The organism is Serratia sp. 2880STDY5682894, from assembly GCF_001537385.1.
GTDB lineage: Bacteria > Pseudomonadota > Gammaproteobacteria > Enterobacterales > Enterobacteriaceae > Serratia > Serratia nevei.
This window is the reverse complement of the sequence record NZ_FCJA01000008.1, coordinates 58,032-82,537: the sequence shown is the minus strand read 5'-3', so window position 1 is coordinate 82,537 and position 24,506 is coordinate 58,032. Positions and strand designations below refer to the sequence as shown.

The window sequence follows — 24,506 nt, the reverse complement described above, 5'->3', positions numbered from 1 at the left end:
CAGATAGCGGAGTATGATATGCAGTTCTCCAAAATGCACGGTCTGGGCAACGACTTTATGGTGGTCGATGCCGTTACACAGAATGTCTATTTTTCACCTGAGCTGATCCGCCGGCTGGCCGATCGGCACCTGGGCGTCGGCTTTGACCAGATGCTGGTGGTAGAACCGCCTTACGATCCCGAGCTGGATTTTCACTACCGAATTTTCAACGCCGACGGCAGCGAAGTGGCGCAGTGCGGCAACGGCGCGCGCTGCTTCGCGCGCTTTGTGCGGCTGAAAGGGCTGACCAACAAGCGCGATATCCGCGTCAGCACCCAAACCGGGCGCATGGTGCTCAGCGTCACCGACGACGATCTGGTGTGCGTCAACATGGGTGAGCCGAACTTCGATCCGCAGGCGGTGCCGTTCCGCGCCGCCAAGGCCGAAAAGACCTACATCATGCGCGCGGCGGAACAGACCGTGCTGTGCGGCGTGGTGTCGATGGGCAACCCGCATTGTGTTTTGCAGGTGGATGATGTAAAAACCGCCAAGGTGGAGCTGCTCGGGCCGGTGCTGGAAGGGCATGAGCGCTTCCCGGAACGGGCTAACATCGGCTTTATGCAGGTGGTCAGCCGCGATCACATCAAGCTGCGCGTCTACGAGCGTGGCGCCGGTGAAACGCAGGCCTGCGGCAGCGGCGCCTGTGCGGCGGTGGCGGTGGGGATCCAACAGGAATTGCTGTCAGAAGAGGTGCATGTAGAACTGCCGGGCGGCAGCCTGCATATTCGCTGGAAAGGGCCGGGCAACCCGCTGTTTATGACCGGCCCGGCAACCCATGTCTATGACGGATTTATTCATCTATGAAGAGCGTAGAAGAACAGAGCGTCGCCGGCCTGGCGCTGGATGACGACACCGTGATGCAGTATCTGCTGCAGAACCCGGATTTCTTTATTCGCAATGCACGCCAGGTTGAGCAGATGCGCGTGCCGCACCCGGTGCGCGGCACCGTTTCGCTGGTGGAATGGCATCTGGCCCGCCAGCGCAATCACATCGAACGGCTGGAAGAAGAGATCACGCTGTTGATGGAACAGGCCAGCGCCAACGAAGCGCTGTTCGCCCGGTTGCTGCACCTGCAGGCCGATTTGGCCACCGCCGATAGCCTGCAGGACATGCTCAACCGGCTGCAGCGCTGGGCGCGCGGCTTCGGTTTGGCCGGTGCCACGGTGCGCCTGTTCGCCGAACGCTGGAAGATCGGCGCGCCTTCCGACTTTACCCACCTGGCGCTGACGCGTTCGGCGTTCGAGCCGTTCCGCATTCAGCGGCTGGGCAGCGAACAACACTACCTCGGCGGCCTGAACGGCCCCGAACTGCTGCTGCTGCTGCCGCAGGCCAAACAGATTGGCCAGATTGGCTCGGTGGCGCTGTCGATGCTGGGCGACGACGGCGAACTGGGCATGGTGATCTTCAGCAGCCGCGATACGCAACACTATCAGCAGGGCATGGGCACGGTGATGCTCAATCAACTGGCGCGCATGCTGCCGGAACTGCTGGAACGCTGGGTCGAACGCGCATGACGCCGATTGCGCCCAGCCTGCAGCAGCCGGTGGACGCTTTTCTGCGTTATCTCAAGGTAGAACGGCAACTCAGCCCGCTGACGCAGCTCAGCTATTCGCGCCAGCTGGCGGCGCTGATGCGCCTGGCGCAGGAGATTGGCGTCACCGACTGGACGGCGCTGGACGCCGCCCGGGTGCGCATGCTGGCGGCGCGCAGCAAACGCGCCGGCCTGCAGTCCGCCAGCCTGGCGCTGCGGCTCTCTTCGTTGCGCAGTTTCCTCGACTGGCTGGTCAGCCAGGGCGTATTGCACGCCAACCCCGCCAAAGGCATCCGCACGCCGCGCAGCGGCCGCCATCTGCCGAAAAACATCGACGTCGATGAAATGAACCAGCTGCTGGAGATCGATCTCAACGATCCGCTGGCGGTGCGCGATCGCGCCATGCTGGAGGTGATGTACGGCGCCGGCCTGCGCCTCTCCGAGCTGGTGGGGCTGGATTGCCGCCATGTCGACATGGCCGCCGGCGAGGTGTGGGTGATGGGGAAAGGCAGCAAAGAGCGCAAATTGCCGATCGGGCGCACCGCCGTCACCTGGCTGGAACATTGGCTGGCGATGCGCGATCTGTTCGGGCCGGAAGATGACGCGATGTTCCTGTCCAATCAGGGGCGGCGCATCTCGACGCGCAACGTGCAAAAGCGCTTCGCCGAATGGGGTGTGAAACAGGGCGTCAACAGCCATATCCACCCGCACAAGCTGCGCCACTCCTTCGCTACCCACATGCTGGAGTCCAGCGGCGATCTGCGCGCGGTGCAGGAGCTGCTCGGCCACGCCAACCTGACCACCACGCAAATTTATACCCACCTCGACTTTCAACATCTGGCGAACGTGTACGATGCCGCGCATCCGCGCGCCAAACGGGGGAAATCCTGATGCATTTTTATCGCCCGCTGCGCCCGCTGGCGGCGCTGACTTTCGATCTGGACGACACGCTGTATGACAATCGCCCGGTGATTAGACAGACCGAACAACAGTCGGTGGCCTTCCTGCAGAGCTACCATCCCGGTCTGAACAGCTTCCAGTCGGCGGATTTCCACCGCCTGCGTCAGGAGCTGTGCGAGCAGGATCCGGAGATCTACCACGACGTCACCCAGTGGCGCTGGCGCGCTATTCATCTGGCGCTGAGCCGGCAGGGGCTGCGCGATGCCGACGCGGCGATCGGGGCCGATGCGGCGATGCAAAACTTCGCGCTGTGGCGCAGCCGCATCGAGGTACCGGAAGCGACCCACGCCACGCTGAAGGCGCTGGCCGCGCGCTATCCGCTGGTGGCGATCACCAACGGCAACGCCGATCCGGCGCAGTGTGGCCTGGACGGCTATTTCCAGTTCGTGTTGCGCTCCGGGCCGGACGGCCGCGCCAAACCGTACCAGGACATGTATCACCTGGCCGTCGAGCGGCTGGGCGTGGCGCCCGAGCAGATTCTGCACGTGGGCGACGATCTGACTACCGACGTCGCCGGCGCGCTGCGCGCGGGGCTGCAGGCCTGTTGGATCAACGATCGGCAACGGGATCTGATGCGGGCCGCCGACAGCCGCCTGTTGCCGCATATTGAGATTTCGCAGTTGGCATCGCTGACAGCATTGTTATAATCCCTGCCAGAACTCTGTATAAATTTCCAGTGAAAAACCCGCCAGCGGCGGGTTTTCCCTTAACCATTAGTGGTGCCTATGGACGTCTCCGATCTGCTCGACAGCCTGAATGAAAAACAACGTGAAGCCGTGGCGGCGCCGCGCAGCAACCTGTTGGTTCTGGCCGGGGCGGGCAGCGGCAAGACCCGGGTACTGGTGCATCGCATCGCCTGGCTGCTGTCGGTGGAGAACTGTTCGCCGTATTCGATCATGGCGGTGACCTTCACCAACAAGGCGGCGGCGGAAATGCGCCACCGTATCGAACATCTGATCGGCACCAGCCAGGGCGGCATGTGGATCGGCACCTTCCACGGCCTGGCGCATCGTCTGTTGCGCGCCCACCATCTGGAAGCCAACCTGCCGCAGGATTTCCAGATCCTCGACAGCGACGACCAGCTGCGGCTGCTCAAGCGCATCATCAAGGCGCTGAACGTCGACGAGAAGCAGTGGCCGCCGCGTCAGGCGATGTGGTACATCAACGGCAAGAAAGACGAGGGCCTGCGGCCACAGCACGTCGAGACCTACAACAACCCGGTAGAGGCCACCTGGCTGCGCATCTACCAGGCCTATCAGGAAGCCTGCGATCGCGCGGGGCTGGTGGATTTCGCCGAGCTGCTGCTGCGCGCGCACGAGCTGTGGCTGAACAAGCCGCATATCCTCAACCACTACCGCGAACGTTTCACCAACGTGCTGGTGGACGAATTCCAGGATACCAACAGCATCCAGTACGCCTGGATCCGTCTGCTGGCGGGCGGCAACAGCAACGTGATGATCGTCGGCGACGATGACCAGTCGATCTACGGCTGGCGCGGCGCGCAGGTGGAAAACATCCAGCGCTTCCTGAAAGATTTCCCCGGCGCGGAAACCATCCGCCTGGAGCAGAACTACCGTTCCACCAGCAACATCCTGAAAGCGGCCAACACCCTGATCGCCAACAACGACGGGCGCATGGGCAAAAACCTGTGGACCGAAGGCGGCGAAGGCGAACCGATCTCCATCTACTGCGCCTTCAACGAACTCGACGAAGCGCGCTTCGTGGTCAACCGCATCAAGACCTGGCAGGACAACGGCGGGGCGCTGAACGACTGCGCCATCCTGTACCGCAGCAACGCCCAGTCGCGCGTGCTGGAAGAGGCGCTGCTGCAGACGGCGATGCCGTACCGCATCTACGGCGGCCAGCGCTTCTTCGAACGCCAGGAAATCAAGGATGCGCTGGCTTACCTGCGCCTCATTTCCAACCGCAACGACGATGCGGCCTTCGAGCGCGTGGTCAACACCCCGACGCGCGGCATCGGCGATCGTACCCTCGACGTGGTGCGCCAGGCGGCGCGCGATCGCCAGCTGACGCTGTGGCAGGCGACGCGCGAGCTGATGCAGGACAAAGTGTTGGCCGGCCGCGCCGCGTCGGCGCTGCAGCGCTTTATCGAACTGGTGGAGTCGCTGGCGCATGAAACCGCCGACATGCCGCTCCACGTGCAGACCGACCGGGTGATCCGCGATTCCGGGCTGTTCATCATGTATGAGCAGGAGAAAGGCGAAAAGGGGCAGGCGCGCATCGAAAACCTTGAGGAACTGGTGACGGCGACGCGCCAGTTCAGCTATCAGGAAGAAGATCAGGATCTGATGCCGCTGCAGGCGTTCCTGTCACATGCGGCCCTGGAGGCGGGCGAAGGCCAGGCCGACGCCTATCAGGACGCGGTGCAGCTGATGACCCTGCACTCCGCCAAGGGCCTGGAGTTCCCGCTGGTGTTTATCGTCGGCATGGAAGAAGGCATGTTCCCGAGCCAGATGTCGCTGGATGAAGGCGGCCGTCTGGAAGAGGAGCGCCGCCTGGCCTATGTGGGCGTAACGCGCGCCATGCAGAAGCTGACGCTGACCTATGCCGAAACGCGCCGTCTGTACGGTAAAGAGGTTTACCACCGGCCGTCGCGCTTTATCGGCGAGCTGCCGGAAGAGTGTGTGGAAGAAGTGCGCCTGCGCGCCAGCGTATCGCGCCCGGTCAATCACCGCCGCATGGGTACGCCGATCAGCGAGAACGATACTGGTTACAAGCTGGGCCAGCGCGTGCGCCATCCCAAGTTTGGCGAAGGCACCATCGTCAATCTGGAGGGCAGCGGCGAGCACAGCCGGCTGCAGATCGCTTTCCCGGGCGAGGGCATCAAGTGGCTGGTGGCGGCCTACGCTCGCCTGGAAACGGTATAAAGAGAGGGGAGAGTTGCAGGGGCATGCCCCTGCAATCGTTCATTATCAGTGAGGGTAGCGATCGCCGACCTGCGCGGTGGCATACCAGCGCATCACCGCTTCGGTGCCTTCGCCGCCTTCCTGCGGCGCCCATTGCATGCAGTCCTCTTCGGTCAGTGCCTGATACGGGCCCTGCTTCACTTCGAATACCACGCCGCCGGCATCGACCGACAGCACCGCATGCCAGGTAAATGCCGGCATCTCCAGCACTTTGGTTTCTTCGCCGAGCAGGGTGCGCTGCGTGACGACGCCGTCATCGTTGAACTGCAACACGACAAAACGGCCGCGCAGCGGCGTCAGCAATTCCCAGGTTTGCGGGTGACGGTGCGGGCGGATATAGGTGCCGGGTTCCATGGCGATCGCCAGGCGTTGCACCGGGTCGCTCAACTCTTCGTGTAAAGTGCGGTGCGCGCGCAGGCGGGCCACGCTGGCGGCCTGTTCGCTCATCGCGGTCAGTTCATGGGCGGTAATCTGTTTCATCATTTAAATCCGCATGCTTGTCGTACCATTAGGGTGATGTCATCTTAACAACATTCTTGGTGGCGGTAAGCGATCGCCGCGACTTTTTCAGCACGGTTTAAGCGCCATTTTTACCATTGATCATCGTGATGATTTGTTGCGCAATTATCCCGCCTAACGTGTTGACAGGCTTTTTCCTCTCGGCGTAACATGCGCGCACTATTATCATTGAGGACAGACGCCTTGGACACACCCAGTAGATACTGGCTCACTGACCTGCGCCGCAGGTATAACTTCTAAGGCTCTCCGTTTTTGCTGATAGCCTTCGTGGTTGTCGGCGACCCCGCAAAGCGTCGCTATGAGTCAGATCTCTTCATGGTCTGAAACAAATCGGTGATACGCATCCCCTCTGTTTCTGTGCTTCAACGCGTTGTCCGCACCCGTTACCTTCACGGAGTTTTGGCACATGCTGAGCGCTTTTAAATTAGATAACCGCCGCTTGTCCCGTCTGGAGCTGGACGACTCGGATGATCTTACGTCATCGCTGTGGGTTGACCTGGTCGAGCCGGAAGAGGGCGAGCGTGAGCGCGTGCAGAATGAGCTGGGACAAAGCCTGGCGACGCGTCCCGAGCTGGACGACATCGAAGCCTCCGCCCGTTTCTTCGAAGACGAAGACGGTCTGCATATCCACTCCTTCTTCTACTTTGAAGACGCGGAAGATCACGCCGGCAATTCCACGGTGGCGTTCACCATCCGCGACGGCCGCCTGTATACCCTGCGCGAGCGTGAACTGCCGGCGTTTCGCCTGTACCGCATGCGCGCCCGCAACCAGACCATGCTCGAAGGCAACGCCTACGAACTGCTGCTGGATCTGTTCGAAACCAAGATTGAGCAGTTGGCGGACGAGATAGAGAACATCTACAGCGATCTGGAACAGCTCAGCCGGGTGATCATGGAAGGGCATCAGGGCGACGAATACGACGCCGCGCTGTCGACGCTGGCGGAGCTGGAAGATATCGGCTGGAAGGTGCGTTTGTGTCTGATGGATACCCAGCGCGCGCTCAACTTCCTGGTGCGCAAGGCGCGTCTGCCGACCGGCCAGCTGGAGCAGGCGCGTGAAGTGCTGCGCGACATCGAATCCCTGCTGCCGCACAACGAATCGCTGTTCCAGAAAGTGAACTTCCTGATGCAGGCGGCGATGGGCTTCATCAACATCGAGCAGAACCGCATCATCAAGATCTTCTCGGTGGTGTCGGTGGTGTTCCTGCCGCCAACGCTGGTGGCCTCCAGCTACGGCATGAACTTCGAATTCATGCCGGAGCTGAAATGGTCGTTCGGCTACCCGGGCGCCATCACCTTGATGATCCTGGCCGGCCTGGCCCCTTACCTGTACTTCAAGCGCAAGAACTGGCTGTAACCCGGCGGCGCCGGGCTCAGCGCAGCTTGCGCTGGGTATAGAGCGCGTCGAGGGTGAACAGGATCAGCGCCGCCCAGATAAAGCCGAAGGTCACCAGTTTGTCCTGGCCGACGGTTTCGCCGTAGAAGGTGACCGCCAGCAGGAACATCAGCGTCGGGCCGAGATACTGGAAGAAACCGAGTGTCGACAGGCGCAGCCGGGTGGCCGCCGCGGTGAAGCACAGCAGCGGCACGGTGGTGACGATGCCGGCGGCGACCAGCAGCAGGTTCAGCGACCACGGGTTGGCGCTCAGGTGGCTGGTGGGACTGTCGGCGAACAGGAACAGATAGGCCGCCGCCACCGGCAGCAGCCACAGCGTTTCGATCAGCATGCCGGTCTGGGCGTCGATGGCGATTTTCTTGCGCAGCAGGCCGTAGAAGGCGAAGCTGAACGCCAGCCCCAGACCGATGATCGGCAACGAGCCGAACTGCCAGAGCTGTACCAGCACCCCGGTGAACGCCAGCGCCACCGCCACCCACTGCATGCGGCGGAAGCGTTCGCCGAGAAACAGCATCCCCAACAGCACGTTAACCAGCGGGTTGATGAAGTAGCCCAGGCTGGCCTCGAGCATATGGTGGTTGTTCACCGCCCAGATGAACAGCAGCCAGTTGCCGCCGATCAACAGCGCGGTGACCGCCAGCAGCAGCAGCCGTTTGCGATTTTGACAGGCGGCCCGCACTTTCGGCCAGCTGCGGCCCAGCGAGATCAGCGCCAGCATGAAGAAAAATGACCAGATGATCCGGTGGGTGAGGATCTCATCGGCGGGCACTTGCTGAATCAGTTTGAAATAGGCCGGGGCGATGCCCCACATAAAATAGGCGGCCAGGGCGAAGAAAATGCCCTGACGCGTTTGCTTTGCGTCCATGACGTCACTCGGGTGGGGAACGTAAGATGCGGTGAGTGTACTGAAGACGCTCACCGCACACAATCATCAGCCGACCAGATAGGTGGCGGTGGCGCTCGCGATATGCAGGCCGTCGTGGTTATGCAGCTCTACGCGCGCGACGGCGACTTTGTTGCCGCTGCGCAGCACGCTGGCGGAGGCGACGAAGTGCTCGCCGCGGCCGGGGCGCAGGTAATCGACGCGCAGATCGATGGTGCCCATGCGCGACAGCTTGGCGGCGATCTCCTCTTCGATCAGCGGCTCCAGGCGCGTCAGCACGCCGCCAGCGCAGGCCAATCCGGCGGCGACGTCAAGCACCGCGGCGATCACGCCACCGTGCAGAATTTCCTGTGCCGCGTTGCCCACTAGCTTGCGTTGGTTGGTGAAGCTCAGCTCGACGTAATCATCGTCGAAGCGGCGTAGCTCCAGACCAAGCTCGCGGTTGAACGGCATGTGGTAGACAAAAATTTCGCCGATCTTGCGGCGGGCGGCTTCCAGGGTCAGTGGTGTGGTCGACATAGCGGGTTTCCGTTTTTCTTTTGCGTTTTAAGGGAGCTAACTGGTCAGTCCAGGTTAATGGAATGTTGATTTTATGCTTAACCTTTGTTGCTTTCCAGACTATTCCAATAAAACCGGCCTGCGCTGCGGTAAAGCCTCCTTTGTGTGTAAAATGGCCTGATTTTTTCCGGGCTTGCCCTTTTTCGTTGGAGTGAGGAGAGGTTATGCGCATTTTGTCAGGGATCGTTTCCGCCACGCTGCTGATGCCGGCGCTGGCATTGGCTGAGGAAGCCAAAGAGCAGCAGATTCACGATAAGCCGGCGGTGCGTGGCAGCATTATCGCCAACCTGCTGCAGGAGCACGATAATCCGTTCACGCTGTATCCTTACGATCCCAATTATCTGCTGTACACCGACACCAGCGATATCAACAAAGAGGCCATCAAGACGTACAACTGGGCCGACAAGGCGCGCAAGGACGAGGTGAAATACCAGCTTAGCCTGGCGTTTCCGCTGTGGCGGGGCATTGCCGGCGACAACTCGGTGCTCGGCGCGTCTTATACTCAGCGCTCCTGGTGGCAATTGTCCAACCGCGGCGAGTCTTCGCCGTTCCGCGAAACCAACTACGAGCCGCAGCTGTTCGTGGGGTGGGCGACCGATTACCGTTTTGCCGGTTGGACGCTGCGCGATGTTGAAATCGGCGTTAACCATCAGTCTAACGGCCGTTCGGATCCGACGTCGCGCAGCTGGAATCGCGGCTATGCGCGGCTGATGGCGCAAAACGGCAACTGGCAGGTGGATCTCAAGCCCTGGTTCCGTTTCTCGGAGAGCTCGAGCAACGACGACAACCCGGACATCACCAAATACATGGGATACTACCGGCTGAAGGTCGGTTACGCCTGGGGCGACAGCGTGTTCAGCGTCGACAGCCACTACAACTGGAACAGCGGCTACGGCGGCGCGGAGCTGGGCTGGAGCTATCCGATTACCCGCAACGTGCGCTTCTATACCCAGGTGTTCAGCGGCTACGGCGAATCGCTGATCGACTACAACTTCCGGCAGACACGGGTGGGCGTTGGTGTCATGCTGAACGATATTATGTAATCATACCCGGTGGGTGTGTACCGATGAAAAAATGGGGAAGTGTGTGTCAACCGCAGCAGTGATTAACAGAGAGTTGCTGGCCGAGCAGGTATTGCGCGATACCTTTGGCTACCAGCAATTCCGTCCGGGCCAACAAACGATTATCAACGCCGCGATCGGCGGGCAGGATTGCCTGGTGGTGATGCCGACCGGCGGCGGCAAGTCGTTGTGTTACCAAATCCCGGCGCTGGTGATGGACGGCCTGACCCTGGTGGTTTCCCCGCTGATCTCGCTGATGAAGGATCAGGTCGACCAACTGTTGGCCTACGGCGTTTCCGCCGCCTGCTACAACTCGACGCAAACCCGCGAGGAGCAGCTGGACGTTATGGCCGGCTGCCGCAACGGTACCATCAAGATGCTGTACATCGCCCCGGAACGGCTGATGATGGAAAGTTTCCTCAGCCTGCTCGATCACTGTCCGCCGGCGATGCTGGCGGTGGATGAGGCGCACTGTATTTCGCAGTGGGGCCATGACTTCCGGCCGGAATATCGCGCGCTGGGTCAGCTGAAACAGCGCTTCCCGTCGATGCCGGTGATCGCGCTGACCGCCACCGCCGACGAGTCCACCCGCGGCGATATCGTGCGCCTGCTGTCGCTGCAGGACCCGCTGGTGCAGGTCAGCAGCTTCGACCGGCCGAACATCCGCTACACGCTGGTGGAAAAATTCAAACCGCTCGATCAGCTGTGGCGCTTCGTGCAGGATCAGCGCGGCAAGAGCGGCATTATCTATTGCAACAGCCGCGCCAAGGTGGAAGACACCGCCGCGCGTCTGCAAAGCCGCGGGCTGAGCGTCGGCGCCTACCACGCCGGGCTGGACAACGATCGCCGCGCGCAGGTGCAGGAAGCGTTCCAGCGTGACGATCTGCAGGTGGTGGTGGCTACCGTCGCCTTCGGCATGGGCATCAATAAACCCAACGTGCGCTTCGTGGTGCATTTCGACATCCCGCGCAATATCGAATCCTATTATCAGGAGACCGGCCGCGCCGGGCGCGACGGCCTGCCGGCCGAAGCCATCCTGCTGTACGATCCGGCCGACATGGCCTGGCTGCGCCGCTGCCTGGAGGAAAAACCCGCCGGGCAGCAGTTGGACATCGAGCGCCACAAGCTGAACGCCATGGGCGCGTTCGCCGAGGCGCAAACCTGCCGCCGTCTGGTGCTGCTCAACTACTTCGGCGAAGGCAAGCACGAGAACTGCGGCAACTGCGACATCTGCCTCGATCCGCCCAAGCGCTACGACGGGCTGGAGGACGCGCGCAAGGCGCTGTCCTGCGTGTACCGCGTCGGCCAGCGCTTCGGCCTCGGGTACATCGTGGAAGTGCTGCGCGGTTCCAACAACCAACGCATTCGCGAATACGGCCACGATAAGCTGCCGGTGTACGGCATCGGCCGCGATCAAACCACCGAACACTGGACCAGCGTGCTGCGTCAACTGATCCACCTGGGCTTTATCACCCAGAACATCGCCATGCACTCGGCGCTGCAATTGACCGAGGCGGCGCGTCCGGTGTTGCGCGGCGAGGTGGCGCTGCAGCTGGCGGTGCCGCGCATCCAGAGCCTGAAGTCGCGCAGCAGCGCCAACCAGAAATCCTACGGCGGCAATTACGATCGCAAGCTGTTCGCCAAGCTGCGCAAACTGCGCAAATCGATCGCCGACGAAGAAAACATTCCGCCTTACGTGGTGTTCAACGACGCCACGCTGCTGGAAATGGCCGAACAGATGCCGATCAAGGCCGGCGATCTGCTGAGCGTCAACGGCGTCGGCCAGCGCAAACTGGAGCGTTTCGGCGCGCCCTTTATGGCGATGATCCGTGACCATCTCGACAATGATGAAGACTGAGGGCGATAAATCATGCTGATGCTGTTTCTTACCGTGGCGCTGGTACATCTGATTGCGCTGATGAGCCCGGGGCCGGACTTCTTTTTCGTGTCGCAAACCGCCGCCAGCCGCTCGCGCCGCGAGGCGATGATGGGCGTGGTCGGTATTTCGCTCGGCATCGTGGTGTGGGCCGGCGTGGCGTTGATGGGGCTGCATCTGATCCTGCAGAAGATGGCCTGGCTGCATCAGATCATCATGGTCGGCGGCGGCATGTACCTGTGCTGGATGGGATGGCAGCTGCTGCGTTCCGCGCGGGCGCAGCAAGCGCAGCCGGCGGCGGAGACTCAGGTGGCGTTGCCGAAGGCCGGGCGCAGCTTTATTCGCGGCTTCCTGACCAATCTGTCCAACCCGAAAGCGGTGATCTATTTCGGCAGCGTGTTCTCGCTGTTCGTTGGCGACAGCGTCGGCGCCGGGGCGCGCTGGGGACTGTTCCTGCTGATCGTCGCCGAGACCTTCGTCTGGTTCAGCCTGGTGGCGGTGGTGTTCGCGCTGCCGGCGATGCGCCGCGGCTACCAGCGGTTGGCCAAGTGGATCGACGGGGTGGCGGGCGTGCTGTTTACCGGCTTCGGGTTACACCTGATCTTTACCCGCTGACCGGCGGTGACATGCCCAAGGCCGAACAGCGATGCCCGGCCTTTTTTGTCAGGCTTTGCGGGCGGTCGCCAGCAGCCCTGCCACCAAAATGAACAGCGAACCGAACACCCGGTTGAGCAGCTGCATCTGGCGCGGCGTTCTCAGCCAGCCGGCGATGCGCGTCGCCAGGGTGGCGTAACCGATCATCACCAGAATATCCACCACCACGGTAGTGACGCCGAGCACCAGATACTGCTCGGCCTGCGGCTGATTAGGCAAGATGAACTGCGGGAACAGCGCAGCGAGGAACACGATGCTTTTCGGGTTGGTCAGGTTGACCAGCACCGCGCGGCGGAACAGACGGCGGCGCGGCATGCTGCCCGCCAGCGCATGCAGATCCAGCGCTCCGGCGGCGCGCCATTGCTGGATGCCGAGCCACACCAGGTAGGCGGCGCCCAGCCATTTCAGCAGCTCGAACGCCAGCAGCGATTGCGATATCAGCGCGCCGAGGCCGATGCCCACCAGTACGATGTGCGCGCTCAGACCGACCTGCAGCCCGGCGATCGACGCGGCGGCGCCGCGATAGCCGTGGCTGATGCCGGTGCTCATGGTGTTGATGGCGCCTGAGCCGGGGGACAGGCTGAGGATAAGCGTGGTCAGCAGGTAGGTTAACCACCAGTCCAAGGTCATGGTTCTCGGCTCCCTGAAAGTGTCGTTTTGTGCCACAATGCGCCGAGGCGGCGCCGTTTTTTGTAAGAATTGAATCACAATACGCTAGTATGATTTCTTGTGCCAGCGGTCACATTTTCCGCCGGCCCCACAGGGAAAACGCTCTCGATGACCTCGTTCACTCTCAGCTCCGATGACTGGTTAACGCGTGAAACGCAGTTCGCTGCCTTCGCCACCGGGCCGCTGCTGGACTTCTGGCGGCTGCGGGAAGAGGGCGAGTTCAGCGGCGTGGACGGCGTGCCGATCCGCTTTGTGCGTTTTCGCTCCGCGCGACATCAGCGGGTGGTGGTGGTCAGCCCCGGCCGCATCGAAAGCTACGTGAAATACCCCGAGGTGGCCTACGATCTGTTCCACTGCGGTTACGACGTGGTGATCGTCGATCATCGCGGCCAGGGGCGCTCCGGCCGTTTACTGGCGGATACGCACCGCGGTCATGTGGTAAACTTCGCCGACTACGTGGACGATTTCGAGCAGCTTTGGCAGCGCGAGGTCGAATCGCGCGGTTATCGGCAGCGCTTCGCGCTGGCGCATTCGATGGGCGGTGCGATCCTGGCGCAGTTCCTGCAGCGCCGGCCGCAGGCATTCGACGCGGCGGCGTTTTGCGCGCCGATGTTCGGCATCCAGTTGCCGATGCCGGGCTGGCTGGCCGACCGCATTCTCGACTGGGCGGAGACGCGCCCGGCGATCCGCGACTACTACGCGGTGGGCACCGGCCAGTGGCGTCCGTTGCCCTATGTGGTCAACGTGTTGACCCACAGCCGCGAGCGCTATCGGCGCAGCCTGCGCTATTACGCCGATTACCCCGAGCTGCAGGTGGGCGGGCCGACCTACCATTGGGTGCGGGAGAGCATCCGCGCCGGCCGGCAGATTATCGCTCAGGCCGGGGAGATAACAACGCCGCTGTTGCTTTTGCAGGCCGGTGAGGAACGGGTGGTCGACAACCGTTCGCATCAGGCTTTTTGTCAGGCTCTGTCAGACGCGGGGCGCCCTTGCGAAGGGGGGCTCCCGTGGGTTATCAACGGCGCACGCCATGAGATCCTGTTCGAGCGGGACGCGATGCGCGCCGAAGCACTGAACGCAATCCTGCGCTTCTTTGCTCAACACTTAGGCGGCGCGCTGCCGCCGACAACTCCATCAGAGGTTAGAACATAACGCTATGTATCACGTCGTCGCTTCCGATTTAGATGGCACGCTGCTGTCTCCCGACCATACCCTGTCGCCGTACGCCAAAGAAACGCTGAAGTTGCTGACCCAGCGCGGCGTGCATTTCGTGTTCGCCACCGGCCGCCACCATATCGACGTGGCGCAGATCCGCGACAGCCTGGAGATCAGCGCCTTTATGATCACCTCTAACGGCGCGCGGGTGCACAACACCGCCGGCGAGCTGATTTTCAGCCATAACCTGGACGGGGATATCGCCCGCGATCTGTACGGCATGCTGCACGACGATCCGGAGATCACCACCAACGTCTACCGCAACGATGACTGGTTCATCAACCGCGAAAGCCCTGAGCAGGAAGAGTTCTTCCAGGAGTCGGTGTTCAAATATCAGCTGTTCGAGCCGGGCCTGCTGGAAACCGACGGCGTCTGCAAGGTTTACTTCACCTGCGAAGATCACGAGCGGCTGCTGCAGGTGGAAGATGCCATCAACGCGCGCTGGGGCGATCGGGTCAACGTCAGCTTCTCGTTCCCGACCTGCCTGGAAGTGATGGCGGGCGGCGTGTCGAAAGGGCATGCGCTGGAAGAAGTGGCCAAGATCATCGGCTATACGCTGCAAGAGTGCATCGCCTTCGGCGACGGCATGAACGATCTGGAGATGCTGTCGATGGCCGGTAAGGGCTGCATCATGCGCGATGCGCATCAGCGCCTGAAGGATATGCTGCCGGAGCTGGAAGTGATCGGCTCCAACGTCGATAACGCGGTGCCGCACTACCTGCGCAAGATGTTCCTCTGAAATAACAAGGGCGCCTTGCGGCGCCCTTAAAGTCAATGATAAACCGGATGACGTTGCCGAGCTGACAGTGGGCAATATCTAAAAAACAAGGAAAATCAATTTATTGATTTTCGACTGATATCCACAAAGGAGGAAAAACCACGTTTTTTCCTCCTTTGTCAGCAATTCAAGGGCGCCTTGCGGCGCCCTTGGCATTACTTGTGCTGGCCCTGCTTCTGCAGGAACTGCACGCCCTTGTCCGGGAAGTCGGTGAACACACCGTCGACGCCGGCCTGGTTGTAAATCACGTCATACAGCTGGTTCACGTCGGTCACGTACTTCGGCAGCGCATCGGCGCGGATGGTGAACGGGTGCACCGCCAGCTTGCTGGCATGCGCTTCTTTCACCATGTCGGTCAGCACGATGTGGCCCGGCTTGGATTGATCCGCGACCACCAGCATGTGGTAGTCCGGCCCGATGCCGTCGGCATACTGAGCGATTTTCTTCATCGCGCCCGGCTTGAACATCCAGTCGTAGTCGTATTCTACCCACTTGCCGTCGGCTTTCTGCTCGTAGGTTTCCTGCCAGTCGTTATAGGCGATCAGCTGCACCAGCTTCAGATCCATGCCCAGCTTCGGCTCCAGCTCGTTCTTGATGCGTTTGAGCTCGTTGGCGTCGAAGCACTGCAGGTAGACGTTATCGTTCTTGCCGGTGTAACCGTACTGCTTGAGTACCGCCAGCACTTTGCTGGAGATGTCTTTGCCTTCCTGTTTGTGGAACCACGGCGCCTTGATTTCAGGGTAGATGCCGATGTTTTTGCCGGTCGAATGGTTCAGACCCTGCACGAACTCGATCTCTTCCTGGAAGGTGTGTACGCGGAAGTCGGATTTGCCCATCGGGAAGCGGCCAGGATAACCCTGTACCTTCTTGCCGTTTTCGATTTCAAAGCCTTCGGTGAACTTCAGCGATTTGATCTCCGCCAGCGTAAAGTCGATGGCGTAGTAGCGGCCGTCTTTGCGCGCGCGGTCCGGGAAGCGTTCGGCGACGTCGGTGACGCGATCGAGGTAATGGTCGTGCAGCACCACCAGCTCGTTGTCCTTGGTCATCACCAGATCTTGTTCGAGGTAATCGGCGCCCTGGGCGTAGGCCATCGCTTTCGCCGGCAGGGTGTGTTCCGGCAGGTAGCCGCTGGCGCCACGGTGGGCGATCACCACTTTGTCCGCCGCCTGTGCGGCGCTGACCATCGAGGTGGCGAGAATGATCCCTGTCAGCAGGGCTTTGACTTGAGTCCGCATTCCGTTTTTCTCCGTGTTGTTGGGGGCAGGGTAGTAAAAAGGCCGCAGGGCGGCCTTTAAATCATGCAAAAGTCGTGTGACGCTTAACCGCGCTTGGCGGCGATTTCCGCGTGGTGTTTCTTTTCGTTCAGCATGGTCAGCAGCAGCAGGATAACCGCCAGCACGCCGCCGCCGATCATCACCATGAAGCCGCCGTCCCAACCGAAGAAGTCCACGGTGTAACCGACGATGGCGCTGGCCGCAACCGAGCCGCCCAGGTAGCCGAACAGACCGGTGAAGCCCGCGGCGGTGCCGGCGGCTTTCTTCGGCGCCAGCTCCAGCGCGTGCAGGCCGATCAGCATCACCGGGCCGTAGATCAGGAAGCCGATGACCAGCATACAGATCATGTCCACGGTCGGGTTACCGGCCGGGTTCATCCAGAACACCACGGTGGCGATGGTCACCAGCGTCATGAAGAACACGCCGGTGGCGCCGCGGTTGCCTTTGAACACTTTGTCCGACATCCAGCCGCACAGCAGGGTGCCCGGGATACCGGCGTATTCATACAGGAAGTAGGCCCAGGACGACTTGTCCAGCGCGAAGTGTTTCACTTCTTTCAGGTAGGTCGGCGACCAGTCCAGAATGCCGTAACGCAGCAGATAGACGAACACGTTGGCGACCGCGATGTACCACAGCAGCTTGTTCGGCAGAATGTACTGCATGAAGATCTGCTTGGCGGTCAGCTCTTCTTCGTCTTTTTCGCTGTAGTCGTCCGGATAGTCGTTTTTGTACTCTTCAATCGGCGGCAGGCCGCAGGATTGCGGGGTGTCGCGCATCAGGGCGAAGGCGATCAGGGCCACCAGGATGGCACCGAAGGCCGGCATGTACAGCGCCGCGTGCCAGTCGTTGAACCAGGCCATACCCAGCAGGAACAGCAGCGGCGGCAGGCCGCCACCCACGTTGTGGGCGCAGTTCCAGATGGAAACGATGCCACCGCGTTCTTTCTGCGACCACCAGTGCACCATGGTGCGGCCGCACGGCGGCCAACCCATGCCCTGGAACCAGCCGCACAGGAACAGCAGGACGAACATGATGGCGATGCTGGAGGTGGCCCACGGCACGAAGCCCATGAACAACATCACCGCCGCCGCCAGGATCAGGCCGGCAGGCAGGAACACCCGCGGGTTGGAACGGTCGGAGACCGAACCCATGATGAATTTGGAGAAGCCGTAGGCGATGGAGATGCCCGACAGCGCGAAGCCGAGGTCACCGCGGCTGAAGCCTTGTTCGATCAGGTAAGGCATGGCCAGGGTGAAGTTCTTACGCACCAGATAGTAAGCGGCGTAACCGAAGAAGATCCCCAGGAAAATTTGCCAGCGCAGCTTACGGTAGAGCGGGTCTACCTTATCGCTCGGCACACGGGCGGTGTGTGCGGCCGGCTTAAAAATACTCAACATGAGCGCCTCCGATGGCTTTATCTGTTATCACATCAATATGACCTTTTACGTTCATTTGATGATTGAGCGGATATCGAATGTGGTGTTTTTGTGTTCCATAACGAGCGCCATTGTCATCAAATACGCCTGGTGTCGCTGTGACGAATGGCGCAATTGTTACACTTTCATGAAACCACGGCGGATTTTGAGCGATTCGTTAACGTTATGAAATAGAAAAACGTCCAAAAATCGTGATTATGATCACATTGATGGTTTTTTGTGGACATTTTTATTTCGTTTCATGTTCGTTATTGTTCCTTATCAAACAAAGACCCTAATAACCGTGGCTCAATAGGCTCATAACTACCGATCCTGAGGGAGCGACATGAGCAGCTATTTTGACGGCGGCGAAACGGATGTGATCATCATCGGCGGCGGCGCCACCGGTGCAGGCATCGCCCGCGACTGTGCGCGGCGCGGCTTGCGCTGCATCTTGCTGGAGCGCCACGACATCGCCACCGGCGCCACCGGCCGCAACCACGGTTTACTGCACAGCGGCGCGCGCTATGCGGTGACCGACGGCGAGTCGGCGCGCGAGTGCATCGAAGAGAACCGCATCCTGAAACGCATTGCCCACCACTGCATCGAGCGCACCGATGGGCTGTTCATCACCCTGCCGCAGGACTCGCTGGACTATCAGCAACAGTTTATCGCCGCCTGTCGCCAGGCCGACATCGACGCTGAAGCGATCGATCCGCAGCTGGCGCTGCGCCTGGAGCCGGCGGCCAACCCGGCGCTGATCGGCGCGGTGCGGGTGCCGGACGGCACCGTCGATCCCTTCCGGCTGACCGCCGCCAACATGCTGGACGCGCGTGAACACGGCGCGCAGATCCTGACCTACCACCAGGTGGTGGGGCTGCTGCGCAGCGGCGACCGGGTGACGGGCGTGCGCGTTTACGACCATCAGAATCAGCGGCGTTATGAGCTGCATGCGCCGGTGGTGGTCAACGCCGCCGGCATCTGGGGCCAGCAGATCGCCGAATACGCCGACTTGCGCATCCGCATGTTCCCGGCCAAAGGGGCGCTGCTGATCCTCGGCCACCGTATCAACAACATGGTGATCAACCGCTGTCGCAAACCGGCGGATGCCGACATCCTGGTGCCGGGCGACACCATCTCGTTGATCGGGACTACCTCGACCCATATCGACTACGACCAAATTGACAACATGCTGGTGACCCCGCAGGAGGTGGACATTCTGATCCGCGAGGGAGCGCTGCTGGCGCCCACCCTGGCGCAGACCCGCATTCTGCGCGCCTATGCCGGGGTGCGGCCGCTGGTGGCCAGCGACGACGATCCCAGCGGGCGCAACGTCAGCCGCGGCATCGTGCTGCTCGATCACGCCGCTCGCGACGGGCTGGAAGGGTTTATCACCATCACCGGCGGCAAGCTGATGACCTACCGCCTGATGGCGGAGTGGGCCACCGATAAGGTGTGCGAAAAGCTTGGCGTAAACCGCCCGTGCACCACCGCGCAGGACGCGTTGCCCGGCTCCCGCCAGTCGGCGGAGGAAACGGTGCGCAGCGTGGTTTCTCTGCCCGCCAGCATTCGCGGCTCGGCAATTTACCGCCACGGCGATCGCGCCAGCCAGGTGCCGGCGGCCGATCGGCTCGACACCAGCCTGGTGTGCGAATGCGAGGCGGTGACCGCCGGGGAAGTGCGCTATGCGGTCAATTCGCTGACCGTCAATAACCTGGTGGATCTGCGCCGCCGCACCCGCGTCGGCATGGGCACCTGCCAGGGGGAACTCTGCGCCTGCCGCGCCGCCGGGCTGCTGACGCGCTTCAAGGTCAGCACGCCGCAGCAGTCCATCGCGCAGCTGTCGCAGTTCCTCAACGAACGGTGGAAAGGCGTACGGCCGATCGCCTGGGGCGATGCGCTGCGTGAGAGTGAATTTACCAGCTGGGTTTACCAGGGGTTATGCGGGCTTGAGGCCCAGGCCGACAAGGAGCAGGAGGCGGATGATGCGATTTGACGTAGTGGTGATTGGCGGCGGCCTGGCCGGCCTGAGCTGCGCCATTGCCGTGGCTGAACAGGGCAAACGCTGTGCGGTGGTCAGTTCCGGCCAGAGCGCGCTCTACTTCTCCTCCGGCTCGCTCGATCTGCTGGCGAGATTGCCGGACGGCACGCCGGTCGAGATGCCGCTGGCGGCGTTACCCCAGTTGGCGCAGCAGGCGCCGCAGCATCCGTATGCCCTGATCGGGCCCGGCCGGGTGGCGGCGCTGTCCGCCGCCGCGCAGCGGCTGCTGGAGCGCTGCGGGCTGAACCTGCAGGGCGAGGGCGCCAATAACCATCTGCGTATTACGCCGCTGGGGACGCGCCGCGCCACCTGGCTCAGCCCGCAGGCGATCCCGACGCTGCCGCTGACCGGCCAACTGCCGTGGCGGCGTATTGCGGTGATCGGCATCGAGGGGTTCCTCGACTTCCAGCCGCAGATGGCCGCCGACTCCCTGAGCCGGGAGCTCGGCGTAGAGACGGAGGTAGCCTATCTGCACATGCCGGCGCTGGACAGATTGCGCAATAACCCCAGCGAGTTCCGCGCGGTGAACATCGCCCGGGTGCTGGATTTGATGGAAAGCCTGCCGCCGATGGCCGAGGAGCTGCGGCGGTTGGCGGGCGAGGCCGACGCGCTCTTCCTGCCGGCCTGTTTGGGCCTGGAGGACGATGCGTCGCTGGCGGTGCTGCAGGATGCGGTCGGCAAACCGATCCGGCTGCTGCCGACGCTGCCGCCTTCGGTGCCCGGCATGCGCTTGCATCAGGCACTGCGGCGGCGTTTCCAACAGCTGGGCGGCGTTTTCATGCCTGGCGACAGCGTGCTGCGCGCCGAGTGTGAAGCTGGCCGCGTCACCGGCCTGTATACCCGTAACCACGGCGATATTCCGCTGCGGGCGCAGCAGGTGGTGCTGGCCAGCGGCAGCTTCTTCAGCAACGGGCTGGTGGCGGATTTCGACGGGGTGCGCGAGCCGATCTTCGAACTGGACGTGCACAGCCGCGCCGATCGCGCCGACTGGAGCCGGCGCGAGCTGTTTGCACCGCAGCCTTATCTGCAGTTTGGCGTGCGCACCGACGGCAGGCTGCGGGCGATGAAACAGGGAATGCCGTTCGACAATCTGTATGCCATCGGCGCGGTCGCCGGCGGCTACGATCCGCTGCAGCAGGGCTGCGGCGCCGGCGTGTCATTGATCGGTGCGCTGCACGTCGCGCAGCAGATCGCCGCGGAGGAAAACGCATGAGCCTGCATCAGGACCACAGCTTTGAAAGCTGCATCAAATGCACCGTCTGCACCACCTACTGCCCGGTCGCCAAAGTGAACCCGCTCTATCCGGGGCCAAAACAGGCGGGGCCGGACGGCGAGCGGCTGCGGCTGAAAGATCCGGCGCTGTACGACGAAGCGCTGAAATACTGCACCAACTGCAAGCGCTGTGAAGTGGCCTGCCCGTCCGACGTCAAAATCGGCGACATCATTCAGCGCGCCCGCGCCGACTTCGCCCAGAGCAAGCCGACGCTGCGCGACGCCATCCTCAGCCACACCGACATCATGGGCTCGCTGTCGACGCCGTTCGCGCCGATCGTCAACGCCGCTACCGGGCTGAAACCGGTGCGCAAGCTGTTGGACAAGGCGCTGAAGATCGATCACCGTCGCGAACTGCCGAAATACTCGTTCGGCACTTTCCGCCGCTGGTACCGGCAACAGGCGCAGGTTCAGCAGCGTTATGCCGAGCAGGTGGCGTTTTTCCACGGCTGCTTCGTCAACTATAACCATCCGCAGCTGGGCAAGGATTTGATCCGGGTGTTCAACGCGCTGGATATCGGCGTGCAGCTGCTGAAACGCGAGAAATGCTGCGGCGTGCCGCTGATCGCCAACGGGTTTATCGAGCAGGCCAAAAAGCAGGCCAGGGTCAACGCCGAATCGCTGCATGAAACGGTGTTGGAACGCGGTATCCCGGTGGTGGCAACCTCATCGAGCTGCACCTTCACCCTGCGCGACGAATACCCTCATCTGCTGGACGTGGACACCACCCCGGTGCGCGATCGGGTGGAGCTGGCGACGCGCTATCTCTATCGCCTGATCAATCAGGGGCGTAGCCTGCCGTTGAAGCACACGCCGCTGCGGGTGGCATATCACACGCCTTGCCATATGGAGAAGATGGGCTGGACCGCCTACACCCTGGAGCTGCTGCGGCAGATACCGGGGCTGGAGCTGGTGGTGCTGGATTCGCAGTGCTGCGGCATCGCCGGCACCTACGGGTTCAAATCGGAGAACTATGCCACTTCGCAAGGTATCGGCGCGCCGCTGTTCCGGCAGATAGAAGAGAGCGGGGTGGATCTGGTGGTGACCGACTGCGAGACCTGCAAATGGCAGATAGAAATGTCCACCAGCAAGCGCTGTGAACATCCGATCACCCTGCTGGCGCAGGCGCTGGCGTAAAAACGAAAGGGCCGGCAAACCGGCCCCCTGTGGGATTACTGCTTCAGCTTCAGGGTGGAGATGATGCCTTCGGCTTCGGTCTGCGCCTGCTGCTGATTGTCTGCCGGCAGCGAGATCTGGATGGTCAGCAAGTTGTTGTTCAGTGCGCCAACCAGAATGGAAGAGTAAGCTTTCTTGCCACTGTTGGTGACGATGCTGTCCAGCTGACGCAGCGGCACGCCGTCTACGTCGATAGCCTTGTTGGTAATCAGCTGCAGATTGGCGTCGTTCGCGCGTTGGTTGTTTTCCAACCGTTGGGCCAGGGTTTCCAGACTGTCGGCGGTCTTGTCGCCCAGGATCACAACCACTAGGCGCTGGCTGGTGCTGTCAGCATATGCGTGCATGTTGTTGGCCGGTTTTTCCAACTTGCTGGTTTGATCCGCCATGCCGACCGGCAGGGTGAACGTCAGTTTACCGTCCAGCAGGCTCACCTGCTGCCCGGCCGGCGCGCTGGCCGCCGCGCCGTCTGGCGCTGCCTTGGTGTCTTTGGTGTTGCCGTCGCAGGCCGCGAGGCCAAGCGCCAGCAGGCTGATACCCATCAATTTCGCTACTTTACGCATCGGGCTTCCTTATTCCTTTCCGGTAGGGATTCACTGTCGTATCGCAACCTATTCCAGGTTGAAATGCAAGGCAGATGTTGTCACAAGTTTTTTTCCAGTAATAGCCGATAATCAGCCACTTCGCCTTTCTTTTCCAGCTGAACAATCTGATAGTGGTGGGTGAGCAGCATCGTCAGCATGGCGCGGAACCGGTTACGGGTTTTGACCGTCAGTTGGCGATAGCCCTGCGCCCGCGCCCAGCGTTCCTGTTCGGCCAACAAGACCTGCGCCACGCCGTGGCGGCGGAATGCCGGCAGCACGCCACCCAGCCAGCTGTAAAACACCGTTTCCTGCCGTTGATAACCGAGTTTGAAACCGGCCGGCTGCCCGTCTATCTCGGCGATCAACAGGCTGGCGGAGGCGGTGCCGATACGCTGCTGCAGATCGGCCAGGCTATGCAGGTTGCCGAATTCGGGGATGCGTTGGTAAAGGCGGTGGATTTCTTCGAGCGTGGCGTTGCGAACGATTGGGGTCATGGGCGGCCTCCAAAGGATAGGGCCGCCCAGAATAGCACGGCTCAGCTCGGCTGCAGGCTGCCGCTGCGCGCCGCGATGCGTTTGAGCAGCATGTTCAGCAACACGCCGTACATCGGCAGGAAGAACAGCAGGCAGATCATCACCTTGAAGCTGTAATCCACCAGCGCGATCTCCACCCAGTTGTTGGCCATGAAGGGATCGCTGCTCTTGTAGAAGGCGATGAAGAAGAACGCCAGTGTATCGCTGATGTTGCCGAAGAACATCGCCGCCGCCGGCGCTACCCACCAGGCGCTGCGCTGGCGCAGGCGGTTGAAGACGTGAACGTCGAGGATCTGGCCGAGCACATAGGCCATAAAGCTGGCGACGGCGATGCGCGCCACGAACAGGTTAAAACTGCCCAGCGCCGCGAATCCCTGCCACTCTCCCTGATAGGTGACGGTGGAGATCACGTAAGAGATGAACAGCGCCGGCACCATTACCGCCAGGATAATCCGCCGCGCCAGGGGCGCGCCGAAAATGCGCACGGTCAGATCGGTCGCCAGGAAGATAAACGGGAAGGTAAAGGCGCCCCAGGTGGTATGGAAGCCGAAAACGGTGATCGGCAGCTGCACCAGGTAGTTGCTGGAGGTAATGATGGCGATATGAAACAGCGAAAGCCAGACCAACGCCGTGAAGCGCTGCTGTGCGGTAAACGAATACATATTGTAGCCTTTTTAGCAGTGGGGTGAGGGAACCCAGTGTGTCTTGTTAAAACAGCAAAAAACGCTGCGCGGCGGCATGATACGCGTTTGCGCAACCAATGCAATGGTTAAATTTAACGCAAACGTTAACGCATCTTGCGCAGAAAAACTACCGGCGTAAACTAGGCGCTAATGAGATGCGGCGAGCGTTCGCCGATCGTTTTTGAACGAGAAAAATTGCATGACTGACTTATTTGCCCAGGCAGACCAGACGCTCGACGCGCTGGGCCTGCGTTGCCCGGAACCGGTGATGATGGTGCGTAAAACCGTGCGCCATATGGACAACGGCGAAACGCTGCTGATTATCGCCGACGATCCGGCTACCACCCGCGATATCCCGGGGTTCTGCCGTTTTATGGAACACACGCTGGTGGCGCAGGAGACCGAGCAGGCGCCATACCGTTATCTGTTGCGTAAAGGCGTATAACGGCGGCATGATCGTGTCGA

The 24,506-nt window shown here is 61.5% G+C and carries 24 protein-coding genes; 15 read left to right on the top strand and 9 right to left on the bottom strand.

What is annotated here, in order from left to right; all coding sequences use genetic code 11:
• The first annotated feature begins 18 nt into the window (after positions 1-18).
• The 5 genes from dapF to uvrD all read left to right on the top strand — a co-directional run bounded on the left by dapF (position 19) and on the right by uvrD (position 5,418).
• A complete protein-coding gene (dapF, locus tag AWX27_RS18010; RefSeq protein WP_049200051.1) occupies positions 19-843 on the top strand; it encodes a diaminopimelate epimerase in 825 nt (274 codons plus the stop codon).
• Positions 840-1,553, top strand: coding sequence for a DUF484 domain-containing protein (locus AWX27_RS18005; RefSeq protein WP_060424209.1), 714 nt, complete (start codon positions 840-842; stop codon positions 1,551-1,553). The genes dapF and AWX27_RS18005 overlap by 4 nt, the downstream gene beginning before the upstream one ends.
• Entirely contained in the window at positions 1,550-2,461 is a 912-nt protein-coding gene (gene xerC, locus AWX27_RS18000) for a tyrosine recombinase XerC (RefSeq protein WP_033654013.1), read from the top strand. Before AWX27_RS18005 ends, xerC begins: the two co-directional genes overlap by 4 nt.
• Complete coding sequence (gene yigB / locus AWX27_RS17995; protein ID WP_060424207.1) at positions 2,461-3,177, top strand: 5-amino-6-(5-phospho-D-ribitylamino)uracil phosphatase YigB; 717 nt, start codon at positions 2,461-2,463, stop codon at positions 3,175-3,177. The genes xerC and yigB overlap by 1 nt, the downstream gene beginning before the upstream one ends.
• Before the next feature lie 78 nt (positions 3,178-3,255).
• A complete protein-coding gene (gene uvrD / locus AWX27_RS17990; protein ID WP_038874108.1) occupies positions 3,256-5,418 on the top strand; it encodes a DNA helicase II in 2,163 nt (720 codons plus the stop codon).
• Between the two features lie 45 nt (positions 5,419-5,463).
• Here uvrD and AWX27_RS17985 read toward each other — a convergent pair whose 3' ends face one another.
• Entirely contained in the window at positions 5,464-5,937 is a 474-nt protein-coding gene (locus AWX27_RS17985; RefSeq protein WP_025160392.1) for a WbuC family cupin fold metalloprotein, read from the bottom strand.
• A 445-nt stretch (positions 5,938-6,382) separates the two neighbouring features.
• Between AWX27_RS17985 and corA the strand changes: the two genes are divergently transcribed.
• Complete coding sequence (corA, locus tag AWX27_RS17980) at positions 6,383-7,333, top strand: magnesium/cobalt transporter CorA (RefSeq protein ID WP_004934262.1); 951 nt, start codon at positions 6,383-6,385, stop codon at positions 7,331-7,333.
• Positions 7,334-7,349: 16 nt separating this feature from the next.
• On the opposite strand, the gene rarD is transcribed toward corA, so the two are convergent.
• Both rarD and AWX27_RS17970 read right to left on the bottom strand, forming a co-directional pair.
• Positions 7,350-8,237 (bottom strand): EamA family transporter RarD, encoded by an 888-nt coding sequence (rarD, locus tag AWX27_RS17975; protein WP_060424204.1) that lies wholly within the window; start codon positions 8,235-8,237, stop codon positions 7,350-7,352.
• 66 nt (positions 8,238-8,303) lie between these two features.
• Entirely contained in the window at positions 8,304-8,774 is a 471-nt protein-coding gene (locus tag AWX27_RS17970; protein WP_033649641.1) for a thioesterase family protein, read from the bottom strand.
• A 203-nt stretch (positions 8,775-8,977) separates the two neighbouring features.
• Here AWX27_RS17970 and pldA point away from each other — a divergent pair, with 203 nt between their 5' ends.
• The 3 genes from pldA to rhtC are packed head-to-tail and all read left to right on the top strand — an operon-like array spanning position 8,978 to position 12,365.
• Entirely contained in the window at positions 8,978-9,856 is an 879-nt protein-coding gene (pldA, locus tag AWX27_RS17965) for a phospholipase A (protein ID WP_004934270.1), read from the top strand.
• A gap of 43 nt (positions 9,857-9,899) precedes the next feature.
• Positions 9,900-11,732: an ATP-dependent DNA helicase RecQ gene (gene recQ / locus AWX27_RS17960; protein WP_060424201.1), complete on the top strand. Its 1,833-nt coding sequence runs from the start codon at positions 9,900-9,902 to the stop codon at positions 11,730-11,732.
• A gap of 12 nt (positions 11,733-11,744) precedes the next feature.
• Positions 11,745-12,365, top strand: coding sequence for a threonine export protein RhtC (gene rhtC, locus AWX27_RS17955; RefSeq protein ID WP_060424200.1), 621 nt, complete (start codon positions 11,745-11,747; stop codon positions 12,363-12,365).
• Positions 12,366-12,413: 48 nt separating this feature from the next.
• Here the strand turns inward: rhtC and rhtB are convergent, their stop codons facing one another.
• Positions 12,414-13,034, bottom strand: a complete 621-nt coding sequence (gene rhtB, locus AWX27_RS17950; RefSeq protein WP_025304879.1) for a homoserine/homoserine lactone efflux protein — start codon at positions 13,032-13,034, stop codon at positions 12,414-12,416.
• A 147-nt stretch (positions 13,035-13,181) separates the two neighbouring features.
• Here rhtB and pldB point away from each other — a divergent pair, with 147 nt between their 5' ends.
• Both pldB and yigL read left to right on the top strand, forming a co-directional pair.
• Positions 13,182-14,225 (top strand): lysophospholipase L2, encoded by a 1,044-nt coding sequence (gene pldB / locus AWX27_RS17945; protein WP_060424198.1) that lies wholly within the window; start codon positions 13,182-13,184, stop codon positions 14,223-14,225.
• 4 nt (positions 14,226-14,229) lie between these two features.
• On the top strand, positions 14,230-15,027 hold the full coding sequence (gene yigL / locus AWX27_RS17940; protein ID WP_019452532.1) for a sugar/pyridoxal phosphate phosphatase YigL: 798 nt from the start codon (positions 14,230-14,232) through the stop codon (positions 15,025-15,027).
• Between the two features lie 194 nt (positions 15,028-15,221).
• On the opposite strand, the gene glpQ is transcribed toward yigL, so the two are convergent.
• Together glpQ and glpT are read right to left on the bottom strand one after the other, a co-directional pair.
• Positions 15,222-16,301: a glycerophosphodiester phosphodiesterase gene (gene glpQ / locus AWX27_RS17935; protein WP_015376272.1), complete on the bottom strand. Its 1,080-nt coding sequence runs from the start codon at positions 16,299-16,301 to the stop codon at positions 15,222-15,224.
• 83 nt (positions 16,302-16,384) lie between these two features.
• The gene (gene glpT, locus AWX27_RS17930; protein ID WP_047729425.1) at positions 16,385-17,737 is read right to left on the bottom strand and encodes a glycerol-3-phosphate transporter; all 1,353 of its coding nucleotides are present in this window, start codon (positions 17,735-17,737) and stop codon (positions 16,385-16,387) included.
• Between the two features lie 364 nt (positions 17,738-18,101).
• On the opposite strand from glpT, the gene glpA reads away from it, so the two are divergent.
• From glpA to glpC, 3 genes are read left to right on the top strand one after another with little or no spacing between them, the layout of a single operon-like run.
• Positions 18,102-19,751 (top strand): anaerobic glycerol-3-phosphate dehydrogenase subunit A, encoded by a 1,650-nt coding sequence (gene glpA / locus AWX27_RS17925; protein ID WP_048795660.1) that lies wholly within the window; start codon positions 18,102-18,104, stop codon positions 19,749-19,751.
• Positions 19,741-21,009: a glycerol-3-phosphate dehydrogenase subunit GlpB gene (gene glpB / locus AWX27_RS17920; protein WP_060424196.1), complete on the top strand. Its 1,269-nt coding sequence runs from the start codon at positions 19,741-19,743 to the stop codon at positions 21,007-21,009. Before glpA ends, glpB begins: the two co-directional genes overlap by 11 nt.
• Positions 21,006-22,205 (top strand): anaerobic glycerol-3-phosphate dehydrogenase subunit GlpC, encoded by a 1,200-nt coding sequence (gene glpC / locus AWX27_RS17915; protein WP_060424194.1) that lies wholly within the window; start codon positions 21,006-21,008, stop codon positions 22,203-22,205. The genes glpB and glpC overlap by 4 nt, the downstream gene beginning before the upstream one ends.
• 35 nt (positions 22,206-22,240) lie before the next feature.
• On the opposite strand, the gene AWX27_RS17910 is transcribed toward glpC, so the two are convergent.
• From AWX27_RS17910 to AWX27_RS17900, 3 genes are all read right to left on the bottom strand, one after another.
• Positions 22,241-22,804, bottom strand: coding sequence for a DcrB family lipoprotein (locus tag AWX27_RS17910; RefSeq protein ID WP_060424192.1), 564 nt, complete (start codon positions 22,802-22,804; stop codon positions 22,241-22,243).
• An 80-nt stretch (positions 22,805-22,884) separates the two neighbouring features.
• Positions 22,885-23,319 (bottom strand): GNAT family N-acetyltransferase, encoded by a 435-nt coding sequence (locus AWX27_RS17905; protein WP_060424189.1) that lies wholly within the window; start codon positions 23,317-23,319, stop codon positions 22,885-22,887.
• A 41-nt stretch (positions 23,320-23,360) separates the two neighbouring features.
• Positions 23,361-24,020, bottom strand: a complete 660-nt coding sequence (locus AWX27_RS17900; protein ID WP_060424186.1) for a 7-cyano-7-deazaguanine/7-aminomethyl-7-deazaguanine transporter — start codon at positions 24,018-24,020, stop codon at positions 23,361-23,363.
• Between the two features lie 220 nt (positions 24,021-24,240).
• Here AWX27_RS17900 and tusA point away from each other — a divergent pair, with 220 nt between their 5' ends.
• On the top strand, positions 24,241-24,486 hold the full coding sequence (tusA, locus tag AWX27_RS17895) for a sulfurtransferase TusA (protein WP_025304890.1): 246 nt from the start codon (positions 24,241-24,243) through the stop codon (positions 24,484-24,486).
• The last annotated feature ends 20 nt before the right edge of the window (positions 24,487-24,506 follow it).

Coding starts and splice junctions, on each gene's coding strand:
- AWX27_RS17985 (WP_025160392.1), bottom strand. CDS start 5,937: ATGAAACAGATTACCGCCCATGAACTGACCGCGATGAGCGAACAGGCC.
- glpB (WP_060424196.1), top strand. CDS start 19,741: ATGCGATTTGACGTAGTGGTGATTGGCGGCGGCCTGGCCGGCCTGAGC.
- tusA (WP_025304890.1), top strand. CDS start 24,241: ATGACTGACTTATTTGCCCAGGCAGACCAGACGCTCGACGCGCTGGGC.
- uvrD (WP_038874108.1), top strand. CDS start 3,256: ATGGACGTCTCCGATCTGCTCGACAGCCTGAATGAAAAACAACGTGAA.
- AWX27_RS17910 (WP_060424192.1), bottom strand. CDS start 22,804: ATGCGTAAAGTAGCGAAATTGATGGGTATCAGCCTGCTGGCGCTTGGC.
- glpT (WP_047729425.1), bottom strand. CDS start 17,737: ATGTTGAGTATTTTTAAGCCGGCCGCACACACCGCCCGTGTGCCGAGC.
- pldB (WP_060424198.1), top strand. CDS start 13,182: ATGACCTCGTTCACTCTCAGCTCCGATGACTGGTTAACGCGTGAAACG.
- AWX27_RS17905 (WP_060424189.1), bottom strand. CDS start 23,319: ATGACCCCAATCGTTCGCAACGCCACGCTCGAAGAAATCCACCGCCTT.
- glpA (WP_048795660.1), top strand. CDS start 18,102: ATGAGCAGCTATTTTGACGGCGGCGAAACGGATGTGATCATCATCGGC.
- xerC (WP_033654013.1), top strand. CDS start 1,550: ATGACGCCGATTGCGCCCAGCCTGCAGCAGCCGGTGGACGCTTTTCTG.
- glpC (WP_060424194.1), top strand. CDS start 21,006: ATGAGCCTGCATCAGGACCACAGCTTTGAAAGCTGCATCAAATGCACC.
- dapF (WP_049200051.1), top strand. CDS start 19: ATGCAGTTCTCCAAAATGCACGGTCTGGGCAACGACTTTATGGTGGTC.
- rhtC (WP_060424200.1), top strand. CDS start 11,745: ATGCTGATGCTGTTTCTTACCGTGGCGCTGGTACATCTGATTGCGCTG.
- AWX27_RS17900 (WP_060424186.1), bottom strand. CDS start 24,020: ATGTATTCGTTTACCGCACAGCAGCGCTTCACGGCGTTGGTCTGGCTT.
- rarD (WP_060424204.1), bottom strand. CDS start 8,237: ATGGACGCAAAGCAAACGCGTCAGGGCATTTTCTTCGCCCTGGCCGCC.
- AWX27_RS17970 (WP_033649641.1), bottom strand. CDS start 8,774: ATGTCGACCACACCACTGACCCTGGAAGCCGCCCGCCGCAAGATCGGC.
- glpQ (WP_015376272.1), bottom strand. CDS start 16,301: ATGCGGACTCAAGTCAAAGCCCTGCTGACAGGGATCATTCTCGCCACC.
- AWX27_RS18005 (WP_060424209.1), top strand. CDS start 840: ATGAAGAGCGTAGAAGAACAGAGCGTCGCCGGCCTGGCGCTGGATGAC.
- rhtB (WP_025304879.1), bottom strand. CDS start 13,034: ATGACCTTGGACTGGTGGTTAACCTACCTGCTGACCACGCTTATCCTC.
- corA (WP_004934262.1), top strand. CDS start 6,383: ATGCTGAGCGCTTTTAAATTAGATAACCGCCGCTTGTCCCGTCTGGAG.
- pldA (WP_004934270.1), top strand. CDS start 8,978: ATGCGCATTTTGTCAGGGATCGTTTCCGCCACGCTGCTGATGCCGGCG.
- yigL (WP_019452532.1), top strand. CDS start 14,230: ATGTATCACGTCGTCGCTTCCGATTTAGATGGCACGCTGCTGTCTCCC.
- yigB (WP_060424207.1), top strand. CDS start 2,461: ATGCATTTTTATCGCCCGCTGCGCCCGCTGGCGGCGCTGACTTTCGAT.